The sequence below is a fragment of the Chelonobacter oris genome (assembly GCF_000772535.1).
GTDB classification, from domain to species: Bacteria; Pseudomonadota; Gammaproteobacteria; order Enterobacterales; family Pasteurellaceae; genus Chelonobacter; species Chelonobacter oris.
Genome location: NZ_JSUM01000017.1, coordinates 12296 through 25464, shown reverse-complemented (window position 1 = coordinate 25464; position 13169 = coordinate 12296). Strand labels below are relative to the sequence as shown.

General features: G+C 49.1%; 9 protein-coding genes. 3 read left to right on the top strand and 6 right to left on the bottom strand.

What is annotated here, in order from left to right; translation table 11 throughout:
* Positions 1–35: 35 nt before the first annotated feature.
* A complete protein-coding gene (gene adhE, locus OA57_RS11050; protein ID WP_034617792.1) occupies positions 36–2657 on the bottom strand; it encodes a bifunctional acetaldehyde-CoA/alcohol dehydrogenase in 2622 nt (873 codons plus the stop codon).
* A 245-nt stretch (positions 2658–2902) separates the two neighbouring features.
* On the opposite strand from adhE, the gene rraB reads away from it, so the two are divergent.
* Positions 2903–3334, top strand: a complete 432-nt coding sequence (gene rraB / locus OA57_RS11045) for a ribonuclease E inhibitor RraB (RefSeq protein WP_034617790.1) — start codon at positions 2903–2905, stop codon at positions 3332–3334.
* A gap of 344 nt (positions 3335–3678) precedes the next feature.
* Entirely contained in the window at positions 3679–6585 is a 2907-nt protein-coding gene (locus OA57_RS11040) for a S8 family peptidase (RefSeq protein ID WP_034617788.1), read from the top strand.
* A 50-nt stretch (positions 6586–6635) separates the two neighbouring features.
* On the opposite strand, the gene shiA is transcribed toward OA57_RS11040, so the two are convergent.
* Complete coding sequence (shiA, locus tag OA57_RS11035) at positions 6636–7961, bottom strand: shikimate transporter (protein ID WP_034617786.1); 1326 nt, start codon at positions 7959–7961, stop codon at positions 6636–6638.
* 212 nt (positions 7962–8173) lie between these two features.
* Positions 8174–8791, bottom strand: coding sequence for a MarC family protein (locus OA57_RS11030; protein ID WP_034617783.1), 618 nt, complete (start codon positions 8789–8791; stop codon positions 8174–8176).
* A 69-nt stretch (positions 8792–8860) separates the two neighbouring features.
* Between OA57_RS11030 and OA57_RS11025 the strand changes: the two genes are divergently transcribed.
* A complete protein-coding gene (locus tag OA57_RS11025; protein WP_034617781.1) occupies positions 8861–10762 on the top strand; it encodes an ABC transporter ATP-binding protein in 1902 nt (633 codons plus the stop codon).
* Here the strand turns inward: OA57_RS11025 and OA57_RS11020 are convergent.
* The 3 genes from OA57_RS11020 to recA all read right to left on the bottom strand — a co-directional run bounded on the left by OA57_RS11020 (position 10759) and on the right by recA (position 12972).
* Positions 10759–11253, bottom strand: coding sequence for a GNAT family N-acetyltransferase (locus OA57_RS11020; RefSeq protein WP_034617779.1), 495 nt, complete (start codon positions 11251–11253; stop codon positions 10759–10761). The two genes, OA57_RS11025 and OA57_RS11020, sit on opposite strands and share 4 nt — an antisense overlap.
* Positions 11254–11379: 126 nt before the next feature.
* Positions 11380–11814 (bottom strand): recombination regulator RecX, encoded by a 435-nt coding sequence (recX, locus tag OA57_RS11015; protein WP_235424671.1) that lies wholly within the window; start codon positions 11812–11814, stop codon positions 11380–11382.
* A 108-nt stretch (positions 11815–11922) separates the two neighbouring features.
* Positions 11923–12972 (bottom strand): recombinase RecA, encoded by a 1050-nt coding sequence (recA, locus tag OA57_RS11010; protein ID WP_034617776.1) that lies wholly within the window; start codon positions 12970–12972, stop codon positions 11923–11925.
* Between the last annotated feature and the right edge of the window lie 197 nt (positions 12973–13169).

The window sequence follows — 13169 nt, the reverse complement described above, 5'->3', positions numbered from 1 at the left end:
TGCGGTTCGGTCTGTTTAATCAGCCGTTATGGCAACTATTCATCACCATGGTAAGCTTTAGCCAAGATTTCTTCCATATCTTCTACCATTGGTAAACGTGGATTGGCAGGGGAACATTGGTCTTCAAACGCCAGTAAAGCAATTTCACGACGGCTGTCCATCCATTCTTTTTCGTCCAGTCCCTGATCTTTAAACGCCATTTTGATACCGACTTTTTTCGCCAGTTCAGCGCAGGCTTTGGCAAAGGATTCTACCCCTTCCGCTGCTGTCGCACATGGCAGACCGAGCATTTTAGCGATATCCTGATATTTTATATCGGCTTTGTAGTAGTTGTATTTCGGCCAAGTTGCAGTTTTTTGCGGACGTGTTCCATTGTAGCGGATCACATGCGGCATCAAAATCGCATTGGTGCGGCCGTGTGGTGTGTGGAAACGTCCGCCGATTTTGTGCGCCAAAGAATGGTTCATACCCAAGAAAGCGTTGGCGAATGCCATGCCGGCAATGGTCGAGGCATTGTGCATTTTTTCGCGCGCTTCAGGATCCGAAGCCCCGTTTTTCACCGAGCGTTCCAGATATTCGAATACCAGTTTAATCGCTTGCAGCGCCAGCCCGTCGGTGAAGTCGTTCGCTAAGGTCGAAACATAAGCTTCGGTAGCATGGGTCAGTACGTCCAAACCGGTATCGGCGGTTACATGTGCCGGCACGCTCATGGTAAAGGACGGATCGACAATCGCCACCGTCGGGGTTAATGAATAATCGGCAATCGGGTATTTTTTATCGCCTTCGCTGATCACCGCAAACGGTGTGACTTCCGAACCGGTACCGGAAGTGGTCGGGATGCCGATAAATCTGGCTTTTCGCCCTAATTGCGGGAATTTGAACGCACGTTTGCGGATATCCATGAATTTTTGTACCAAATCACGGAAATCCACTTCCGGTTGTTCGTAGAACAGCCACATGACTTTTGCCGCATCCATTGCAGAACCACCGCCTAATGCAATAATGGTATCCGGCTGATAATTGCGCAGCAATGCCGTACCGCGGCGCACGGTTTCAATGCTCGGATCCGGCTCGACATCAGCGAATAATTGATAAGTGACGTGATTGCCGCGAGCAGTCAGCTGGCTGGCTATTTTTTCAACAAAGCCCAAATCCACCATCGTGCGGTCGGTGACGATAACCACCCGTTCCATGCCTTTCATGGATTGTAAATATTGAATTGAATCCCGTTCAAAGTAGATTTTTGAAGGCACTTTAAACCACTGCATGTTATTTCTCCGTCTGCCCACTCGTTTGATATTTAATAAATTCACCGCACTTACATTATTGCCGACGGAGTTTTTGCCGTAAGAACCACAACCGAGCGTCAATGACGGCAGGAAAGAGTTATACACATCGCCGATACCGCCGAAAGTGGACGGCGAATTCCAGATGACCCGAATCGCTTTAACCCGTTCACCGTATGCTTTAGCGATCGCTGCATCTTTGGTATGAATCGCCGCCGAGTGCCCTAAACCGTGAAAATTCACCATTTGTTCGGACAGTTCAAAACCATGTTCGGTCGAATCGGATTTTAAAATCGCCAGTACCGGCGAGAGTTTTTCACGGGTCAGCGGTTCTTTTTCACCGACCAGCGCACATTCCGCCGCCAGAATATTGGTTTTTTCCGGCACGCTGAACCCGGCTTGTTCGGCGATCCAGAATGCCGATTTACCGACCACATTCGGATTTAGCTTAGCTCCGGCACAGTTGGCACCGTTAGCTTTCACGCCGAAAATAAAGGTTTCCAGTAAGGCTTTCTCTTTTTTGTTGACGAAATAGACACCGTAAGATTTCATTTCGGCAACAAAGTCGTCATACACTTCTTTATCGACAATCGCCGCCTGCTCACTGGCACAGATCATGCCGTTGTCAAACGACTTTGACATCACAATATCATGGGTTGCCTGTTTGATGTCGGCGCTTTTTTCCACATAAGCCGGTACGTTGCCTGCCCCAACGCCTAATGCCGGTTTACCACAAGAATAAGCGGCTTCCACCATCGCATTTCCGCCGGTTGCCAGAATAGTGGCAATACCCGGATGTTTCATTAATGCCGCCGTGCCTTCCATTGACGGTTTGCTAATCCACTGTACGCAATCTTTCGGTGCGCCAGCGGCGACCGCCGCTTCATACACGACTCGTGCGGCGTGTGCTGAGCTCTCTTGTGCCGATGGGTGGAAAGCAAACACAATCGGATTACGGGTTTTCAGAGAAATCAGTGCTTTGAAGATAGCGGTAGAAGTCGGATTGGTGGTCGGCGTAATTCCGCAAACCACTCCAACTGGATCGGCGATTTCGGTAATCCCGGTAACATCATCATCATTGATCACACCAACGGTTTTCAAGTGACGCATATTGTTGACCACGTATTCGCAGGCAAACAGATTCTTGGTCGCTTTGTCCTCAAAGACACCGCGGCCGGTTTCTTCAACAGCGTGCATTGCCAGCACGCCATGTTGATCCAGCGCCGCAACAGAAGCTTTGGCGACAATATAATCGACCTGCTCCTGATTCAGCTTGCGAAATTCCTCCAGTGCAACCAAGCCGTTTTCAACCAGTTGATTGACTTCGGCCTGTGCCGGGCTAACAGCAACATCAGTTGTTGTTTTGTTCATGGTAGTTTCTCCTAAGTTTATAAATTAAAAATTTTCTGAGAAAAATTATATGCTCTTGAAGTGAATGTTTAAGAATTATTTACCTCTAAAGAGTGATCTGGATCACAGATCATGAAAACTCGAATTAAATCTTAACAAGCGCCTAACAGTTTGTTAAAAGCCGTAAAATTACATTGTGCTATTGTGGAGCGCACCTTACAATGTGCGGGAAACTCTCTCATTTTTATTTCAATCAAGGAGCGGTTATGAAGCCGAGCAAAGCCGAATTACACCAGGAAACCCGAGATATTATTGACGATTTGCTTAATGACGGCAGCGATCCGCAAGCGTTGTATATCATTGAACATCACGTTTCCCATCGGGATTTCAATCAATTGGAAAAAATCGCCGTCGATGCCTTTAAAGCCGGTTATGAAGTCGCCGAAGCGGAAGAGCTGGAAGATGAAGACGGTCATGATATTTTCTGCTTTGATATCATCAGTGAAATCGAGCTGAAAGCCGAATTAATCGATGCCCAGCAAAACGAGCTGATTCCGTTAATTGAAAAACACGGCGGTGCTTACGACGGTTGGGGCACCTATTTTGAAGATCCGAATGCCGAAGATGACGAATACGGCGATGACGGCGAATTTTTTGATGAAGAATATGATGACGAGGAGACGGAAACTCGCCACTAACCGCACTTTACATCATCAAGCAGCCCTATACTCAGGGCTGTTTTTCTTTTTACTCCCCTACGTTGTGTTCTTTACCGCCTGAAAGCAATGTTTTACGTCCGATTCGCTAATCCGACTTAAAAAACAGACATTGCGCAAAATAATATGACGCAAATACAACAATGGCGTAAATCATTGTTATTCTTTCTTTTTATCAAAGATAGTACCTTGAAGTTACTATTTCAATTGCATAAAGTATGCCGACGTTAAGTCTGATAATGATTATTAACTCCGTTTCGAGTTTGCATGATCAGCCTAAACCGCCGATTCCAGGCACAGCAATAACATCATTATAAGGATTCACCATGTTTCAATTTAAAAAGCCTTATCTCGGTTTAATGGTAAGTGCGGTTATATTGACCGCCAATGCCCAAGCCGCAGAGATGACGGATACCCAGAAAGTGCTGTTTGAATATTTAAAACAACCGAAAGAAGCGATCGGTTTGAGCGATGCCCTCACTGCACAATACGGCGGCAAAAATGTCACTGTCGGTGTGGTCGATTCAGGATTTTTTAACGGTCATGATTTACTCAAAAATAAGCGTAATCTAGTCGCCTTGCCTTTTGAGATGACGTTGCAAGGCAAAAATTATTATTTTGATCCGAACCGGCTGGCAATAGAAATGGATCCGAAGAGCGGAAAACTTATCTACGGCAGCCATGGCGGACAAGTCAGCGGCATTATCGCTGCCGCCGCCAACCCTTCGGCAACGGATCCGCGGCTGAACTATTTCGGCGGCGTGGCGAAAGAGAGTCGGTTGTATCAGGTTTCTTATGAACCGACCAATGGCTCGCTGCCGAGTAGCGGCGATGAAAATGAAGATAAAAAACTGCTGTTGGGCAAAGATCCGACAACCCGTATTGCGTTTGCCGCTGCAATCGATACCCTGCTCAACAATGCAACCGAGCTGAATATCATGAATCACAGCTGGAATGAAGATCCGGTTTCCGAGCGGCAAGCGGATATGGATCGCGAATACAAAGGCCGACTGGACTTATCCAACCCGTTGGTTAAAAGCCTGCACACGGCAACGGACAAAGGCATTTTGCAGGTTTTTGCCGCCGGTAACGAATCGAAACGGCAACCGGGTGTTTTGGCGGCACTGCCGCGCTATTTCCCCGATATGGAAAAATATTACTTGTCGGTGATCGCCGTAGACCCCAACCATCGGCTGGAAAGCTACTCCAACCATTGCGGCGTCAGTCGAAACTGGTGTATTGCTGCGCCCGGCACGATGGTATTACTGGCGGTACAAGGTGATCCGGCGATTGACAAAGTCGACTATACATTTGCTGTCGAACAAGGCACGTCGTATGCCGCACCGACAATCAGTGGCGCGGCAGCGTTGCTCAAACAGCGTTTTGAGTATATGAATATGGCGCAGGTGCGTGATGTGCTGTTGACTACCGCCACCGATTTAGGCGCCAAGGGCGTTGACGACACCTTCGGCTGGGGCATGGTGAATGTCGCCAAGGCAGTCAACGGCCCGGCACAATTACTCGGCGATGAAAGCTACACCTTAAACCGCGATGATCGCTGGGCAAACGGTTTGAGCGCCGGCGGACGTTTAACCAAACGCGGCAGCGGAACCTTAACGCTGTCGGGGGCCGGCAATCGACTGAAAGGCGTGACCGTTGCCGGCGGCGGTTTGCACTTACAGGGTGATACCCGGTTAAGCGAAAGTGCGGTTGTCGAACAAGGGGAATTGCGATTGGATAATAAACTGCACGCCGACAGCCTGCGAGTCGATACGCAAGGTCGCTTAAGCGGTCACGGGGTCGTGAATGCCGACGCGACAGTCGGCGGCACACTGCAAGCCGAGGGCATGACGTTTCTTAAAAAGCTGACCCTAGAGGAGAGTGCGATTTTCAATTTGGCGGCAGCACACGGCATTAGCGCAGAAGGCGAGGCGGCACAAGTGCGGTTAGGCGGACGGGTGGCTGCCGACGTTTCGGATTTCAGTCAAGCCGAAGCCGGTCAGACAGGGGTATTGTTGCAGCTGAAAAACGGCGCCGATTATACCGGCGCGTTTTCGGCGTTACTTCAGCCGCAAGCGCTATTGGCGAAAGGATTGCGTTATGATGTGCGCTTTAACCCGAACAGCGTGTTATTGGCGATCAATCCGCAAACATTACATGTGACAACTGCCAATCGTAATGAACGCCATGCGGCAGACGCCTTAAACCGCTTGCGCGACAGCCGTTTGGCTTTGAGCCGGAACAGCTATAGCCGCTGGCTCAGCCATACGCTACAAAGCGGTGATTGGCAGGGGCTACACCGCAATCTGGGCAATGGTATTTACGCCAACAGTGTCCACTATTTGCTGGAACAAGCCTCATTAAACCGCACTTTATTGCATAAACAGTTGTCTGCCGCCAAATCGCTGAACAGCGGCGAATGGCAGGTCTGGAGCGAGACCGGACGTGATCACAGCCAATATCGGGCGAATGCCGTCGGCAAACAGGTCGAATATCACGCCAAACAATTGACGCTGGGGGTTACCAAAGCGTTTTCCGCACAGACGGCCATGACCGCCACTCTGGCAAAAAACCACATTGACGTGACTCAGCCCAATGCCGCCGCCAAGAACGATGAAACCCGCATTTCCCTTGCAGGGCGACATTATCCGGCAAGTACTGCACAAGGCTGGTTTGTCGAAGGTGATCTGTCACTGGCAAAAATCCGTCATAAACAGCAACGCCATTTTAACGGTGTAGCAGCGAGCAGCAGCGGCAAAACGAACGGTTGGAACCAAAACGCCGGGCTGACTGTCGGCTATTTGTGGCAACAAAACGACTGGTCGTTCGAACCGAGTGTCGGTTTGCAAGTCAACCGGTTATGGTTAAAAGGATTTCGCGAACAAGGCAGCGATCTTGCCCTGACAAGCCCGAAAATCCGTAAAACTGAAACGGACTTGTTGTTGGATCTGAAACTCGACCGTACTTTCCGCCTTGCCGACTGGCAGTTGATGCCGAGCCTCGCAATCGGCTATGTACAGCATCTGGCTTCCCGTCCGGTCAATATCCGCAGTCGCTTGGCGGCAGTCGATATCGAACAGGCGGCAACGGCCGAACAGCAGGCGCATTTGCGTACCGATCTGGCGTTGACGGCGAAATACCACGCTTGGCAGGCAACGCTGGGCTGGCAGTATCACGGCTACCGACAACAAAAAGGAAATCAAGCTTATTTCAATGTCGGCTATCGTTTTTAGCCATCTTTGATAAAGCATATGCACGTTATTATTAATAACGTGCATTTAATTTAAGGCTGATGGCGGTTACTGCCCTGCATACTTAACGCCGCAAGTGCGGTCAGCAGACAGCCGACGATTAAGTAGGCTGCAACCGGATACCAGGCACCGTCATACCAAGTCACCAATGCGGCGGCAATAAACGGCGTGAACCCGCCGCCGACAATGCTGGCAACCTGATAACCGACTCCGGCGCCACTGTAGCGGTAGGCGGTACCGAAAAATTCGGTAAACAACGGTTGGTGTACGCTGACAACCATGTCGTGTGCGATATTAGCCAATAAAATCGCACATAAGTAGATCCAAAATACATTGCCTTGCTCCATCGCCAAAAAGAACGGAACCGCACTTAACGCACCGATAATACCGCCGCCGATACACATGATGCGATACCCTGATTTATGACGGGCGTAACGATCGGCAAGGCGGGCAAACAACGGAATGGTGAAACAGCTGATGGCGCCGACCATCAAGCCGATATTCAAAAACACACTGCTCGACATGCCCAATCGGGTAGTCGAATAATTCAAGGCAAAGTTCGTGACCAGATACATGGTCAGCAGCTCGGCAAAACGCAAGGCGATAATATACAGAAAGGCTTTCGGATGACGGCTGACCGCTTCGATAATCGGCATACGTTGTATCTGCCGCCCGCTTTTCACCACAGTTTGTTCGAATTCGGTCGATTCTTGTTGGTGGCGCCGAATCCATAGTGCCGCCGACAGCAAAATGACGCTGGCGACAAACGGAATACGCCATGCCCATTGATGAAATGCCTCGTTGCCGAAGATATGAATAATCAGGGAAACACTGCCGGTCGCCAACATTAAACCGACACCGTAACCGATTTGTACGCCGCTGCTATAAAAGGCTTTTTTGCCCGGCGGTGCGCTTTCTACCGCCATTAATGCCGCGCCGCCCCATTCCCCGCCGACAGCAAACCCCTGGACGGCACGTAAAACCACCAAAAGCACCGGCGCCGCCCAGCCTATACTGGCGAAATTCGGCAGCAGGCCGATTAACACGGTGGAGCCGCCCATTAAGAAAACCGTCAGCACCAGCATTTTCTTGCGCCCGATCCGATCACCGAAATGGCCGAATACAATCCCGCCCAACGGACGAAACAGAAAACCGATTCCGAAAGTGGCAAATGCCGCCAATGTCCCCATCGCCGGGCTGATATTCGGAAAAAACTGATGGTTAAACACCAATGCCGCCACAATGCCGTACAGCAGGAAATCATACCAGTCGACCACAGCCCCGATAAAACTGCTCAACGCCGCACGGTGCGCCCGCTTATTACTATATAACGATTGTTCTGCAACTGCACCGGACACGACAAACCTCTATTGATAAACCAAGTGTAAAAAATAAAACGGATATTGTCATAATTTTTATACGGAAAAATAAAAATCATACGTTCTGAGATTACCGAAAGTGCGGTATAAGGTCAAATGAAGTTTTGCGGTTATCAGGCGGGCAATTATGCCGCCGAAAAGCGGCACGACGGATCGGGGTGTCAGGCTTTTGAAACATCAGCCGGAGAAAGTCATTTCACATACATAAAGAAGTCACGTACCCCGACCAGAATATTATTGATGGCAACCGCCGCCAGAATCAGCCCCATCACCCGACTGATGATCGCCGCCCCGGTGGTGCCGATAATCCGTTGGATACGGTTGGCGGCAATGAACAGTAAGTAGGTAATCAATAAAATGATCAGCATAATCAGTGTGGTTAACATTTGTTCGCCGAAGTTAAAACGGTGATTGTCGGTCAGCAACACGATTGCCATCATTGCACCGGGCGAAGCAATGGAAGGAACCGCAAGCGGGTAAACCGCAATTTCATTCAAATTGGACGGCAAGCGCATTTCTTCACTCGGTTTCCCCTCACCGAAAATCATGGTCAGTGCGAACAGCAGCAATACCAGCCCCCCTGCGGTTTGGAACGCCGTAAGCGGAATCTGCATCGCTTCCAACAACAGTTGTCCGGCGACCAGAAAAAAGACCAGAATACCGGCGGAAATCAGGGTTGCATTCCGTGCAATCCGATGACGGGCTTCAACGGGCAAGCCGATGGTTTTGGCTAAGTAAACCGGCACCGAACCGATAGGATCGATAACCGCCCACAGTACCACAAATTGTACAATCAGAGAGTCAAACATTATTCGTCCTGAATACTAAAGAGTTATGTTATCATTGTGCAATAATTTATTAACAAAATAAAATTAAAAATGATCTTTTTTAGTGACTTGACATTAAAACGTGGACTGACCACCTTATTGGAACACGCCAATGCCAGCATTAACCCGGGACAAAAAGTCGGTCTGGTCGGCAAAAACGGCTGCGGCAAGTCTTCCCTGTTGGCATTATTGAAAGGGGAAATGAGCAGCGAGGGCGGCGAGGTCAAATTTCCGTCCGGCTGGTCACTGGCATGGGTTAATCAGGAAACGCCGGCATTAGACATCAGCGCACTGGATTATGTCATTCAGGGCGATCGCGACTATATTCAGCTGATGAACGAGCTGAAACAGGCTGATGCCGACAATGACGGCAATCAAATCGCACTGCTGCACGCCAAACTGGATACCATTGACGCTTGGACGATTCAATCGCGCGCCGCCACCTTGCTGCATGGGCTAGGCTTTGAAAACGAACAGTTGCAAAGTGCGGTCAAATCCTTTTCCGGCGGCTGGCGGATGCGACTGAATTTGGCACAGGCGCTGATCTGCCGTTCCGATTTGCTGTTGTTGGATGAACCGACCAACCATTTGGATTTAGATGCGGTCATTTGGCTGGAACGCTGGTTAAGCCGTTATCAGGGCACACTGATTCTGATTTCACACGACCGTGATTTTTTGGATCCGGTCGTCGGTAAAATTTTGCATATCGAACAACAACAACTAAACGAATACAGCGGCGATTATTCATCATTCGAAGTACAGCGCGCTACCAAGTTGGCACAGCAAAATGCCTTATTCCGCCAACAGCAACAGAAAGTGGAACATTTACAAAGTTATATCGATCGTTTCCGTGCCAAAGCCAGCAAAGCAAAGCAGGCGCAGAGCCGTATTCGTGCGTTGGAGCGTATGGAACTGATCGCCCCGGCTTATGTCGATAATCCGTTCAAATTTGAATTTCGCCCGCCGATTTCACTGCCGAATCCGATCCTCAGCATGGAAAAAGTCAGTGCCGGTTACGGTGAAAAAACAGTCTTGAAATCGGTGAAACTGAATTTAGTACCGGGATCTCGTATCGGGTTGCTTGGGCGTAACGGCGCCGGAAAATCGACGCTGATCAAACTGTTAGCGGGCGAAATTCTTCCGCAAAACGGCAAGGTGCAGCTGGCGAAAGGGGTGCAACTCGGTTATTTTGCCCAGCATCAACTGGATACCTTGCGCGCCGATGAAACCGCACTTTGGCATTTAGCGCGGTTAGCACCACAACAAACAGAGCAACAGCTGCGGGATTATCTCGGCGGTTTTGCCTTTCACGGTGATAAGGTCAAACAAGTCGTCGACAGTTTTTCCGGCGGCGAGAAAGCCCGCCTGGTATTGGCGCTGATCGTCTGGCAACGTCCAAATCTGCTGTTGCTGGACGAACCGACCAACCATCTGGATTTGGATATGCGGCAGGCACTGACCGAAGCGTTGGTCGATTATCAAGGCTCATTGGTGGTGGTATCGCATGATCGCCATTTACTTCGCAATACCGTTAATGATTTTTATCTGGTACATGATCACTGCGTTGAGGATTTCAACGGCGATTTGGATGATTATCAAAAATGGCTCGGTGACAGCGCCAATCAAAACCCGACGGCAACAGAAAATCAAACTCAAGAAAAAGCGGAAAGCACAGTCAATCGTAAAGAACAGAAACGGCTGGAAGCGGAGTTGCGTCAACGAACGGCGCCGCTGCGAAAGCAAATTCAGCAGTTGGAAAGCCGGCTGGACAAATACGGAGCACAATTAAGCGAAATTGAAACCTTGCTTGGCGACACCGCACTTTACAACGAACAAAACAAAATGCGCTTAACCGAGTTACTGACAGAGCAAGTAACACTTAAAAAGCAATTGGAACAAACCGAATCCGAGTGGCTGGACGCACAACAATTGCTAGAGGAAATATCGCGTTAGACGTTCTCACCGATCCGACGTTGTAGAATCGAATGTGCGCCGCGGGTATTGATAATCACCCGCCCGGCGGCTTGGAATCCACTGCGCAAATAAAGCTGATAGGCTCGTTGGTTCAACGGGTTGACCGCCAAGACAATTTCGTTGTATTTCGGCGAAAGGTTATAGACGAAAGAATCAATAATCGGCGCTTGCAGTGCGGCAGTGGCGATTCCCATACCTTGATATTGCGGATTAATTGAAAAAGAGCGCAGTAAAATGGCCTGATGATTGTTGGTGTAGGCTAATTTTTCTGCGCCGCGATCCAGAATAAAAAAACCGACTGCAAGCCGATCTTGTAAAATCGTGACGGCGGTCATGCCGATATCAAGCAGTAAGGTATGTCCTTCAAACCACTGCCAGGGTTGTCGGACATATCTTGCCTGTTCGGAATCCAGCTGGTAATCCAGCAAGCTGTCGAAATGCGTAACATTATATTTTTCAATACTAATCATAGTTAATCCGTTAAGCTATAAGAAATATTCTAACTATTTGAAAAGAAAAGCATTAGATGCGTCTGTCTATTTAGCCACAAAGTGAGGGAAGCTGCAACCGAAAGATTAAAAAATAGCCAATATTTTTTAATCCGGCTCAGCATTGATCAAGTGGCTGAAATGATCGGGGTTAAAGCCGCGGCTCAACATAAAGCGCCACGCTTTTTGTTGCAGGGCGGGCGTCCATTCCCGCCCTGTCATTTCAGAGTATTTTTTATGAAATGTTGTCTCGGCAAGTGCGAACCAATCAAGATCGCATTGCTGCAACTGTTCATGGATAAGCGGATTTTCAATCCCTTTTTGTTGCAGTTCCTGCCGGATTCGTGTCGGTCCGTAACCTTTGCGGCTGCGCGACGACAGATAGCTTTCACAGAAGCGCCGGTCGCTCTGCCAGCCCTGTTGTTGACAATGCAACAACACCTGTTCGATATCTTCCGCAGAAAAGGCTTTCTCCGCCATTTTATAACGAATTTCCATGGCACTGTAATCACGCCGTGCCAATAGCGTGAGAAGATAACTCAAAGCGATTCTATTCATAAAACGAGTATATGTTATGCCGATAAAAAGCAAGTGCGGTTTCACCGACCGCACTTGACTCCAATACTGAATTTTAATGCCGTCGGCTGACGGTTATGCTTCCGCTTCGAACCCGTCATCTTCAGTGTTAATATCGGCGATCAGCGCTTGTTCCGGGTGTGCCAGCAATTCGGTGCGCAGCTTATTTTCCAATTCATTTGCCGTATCCGGATTTTCAGTCAGCCATTTCATCGCATTGGCACGCCCCTGCCCGATTTTGCTGCCGTTATAGGCATACCATGCACCGGATTTTTCAACCAGTTTATGTTTTACTCCCAATTCGATCAGTTCGCCGAGTTTAGAAATGCCTTCCCCGTACATAATTTGGAATTCAGCCTGACGGAAAGGTGCAGCCACTTTATTTTTAACCACTTTAACCCGGGTTTCGCTGCCGATGATTTCCTCACCGTCTTTGACACCGCCGGTACGGCGAATATCGAGGCGCACCGAAGCATAGAATTTCAGGGCATTGCCGCCGGTGGTGGTTTCCGGATTACCGAACATCACCCCGATTTTCATACGGATCTGGTTGATAAACACCACTAGACAGTTCGCAGTTTTAATATGGCCGGTCAGTTTACGCAGGGCTTGCGACATCAAACGGGCTTGTAATCCCATATGGGAATCGCCCATATCGCCTTCAATTTCCGCTTTCGGCGTTAATGCCGCGACGGAATCGACAATAATCACTTCCACCGCACCGGAACGCACCAAGGCGTCACAAATTTCCAGCGCCTGTTCGCCGTTGTCCGGCTGTGAAACCAGTAATTCCTTGACATCGACCCCCAGTTTGGCGGCGTAAATCGGATCCAGCGCATGTTCGGCGTCGATAAATGCACAGGTTTTGCCGGCTTTTTGCGCTTGTGCGATAACCGACAGCGTCAACGTGGTTTTACCGGACGATTCCGGTCCGAAAATTTCGACAATACGCCCCATCGGCAAACCGCCGATTCCCAACGCCACATCAAGCCCGAGGGAGCCGGTAGAAATAGAATCGATATCCAACGTCTGGGTATCGCCCAATTTCATGATCGATCCCTTGCCGAATTGTTTTTCAATTTGCCCCAATGCCGCAGCCAATGCTTTTTGTTTATTATCGTCCATTTTAATCCCCTGCTTAAACACGATTTCTTCCCAAGAATTGCTGCTTATTATACTGTATGGTTATACAGTATCAAGTGAAATTTTGATCTTTTTAACAAGATCGTGTGGCGGATTCCGCAACCTGAAAATTTAAACCGCACTTTACACCGCTTTCGCACGGAAGCGATTGATCATCATCGGGGGATTCAGTATCATTT

Coding starts and splice junctions, on each gene's coding strand:
- adhE (WP_034617792.1), bottom strand. CDS start 2,657: ATGAACAAAACAACAACTGATGTTGCTGTTAGCCCGGCACAGGCCGAA.
- recA (WP_034617776.1), bottom strand. CDS start 12,972: ATGGACGATAATAAACAAAAAGCATTGGCTGCGGCATTGGGGCAAATT.
- OA57_RS11040 (WP_034617788.1), top strand. CDS start 3,679: ATGTTTCAATTTAAAAAGCCTTATCTCGGTTTAATGGTAAGTGCGGTT.
- OA57_RS11030 (WP_034617783.1), bottom strand. CDS start 8,791: ATGTTTGACTCTCTGATTGTACAATTTGTGGTACTGTGGGCGGTTATC.
- rraB (WP_034617790.1), top strand. CDS start 2,903: ATGAAGCCGAGCAAAGCCGAATTACACCAGGAAACCCGAGATATTATT.
- OA57_RS11020 (WP_034617779.1), bottom strand. CDS start 11,253: ATGATTAGTATTGAAAAATATAATGTTACGCATTTCGACAGCTTGCTG.
- OA57_RS11025 (WP_034617781.1), top strand. CDS start 8,861: ATGATCTTTTTTAGTGACTTGACATTAAAACGTGGACTGACCACCTTA.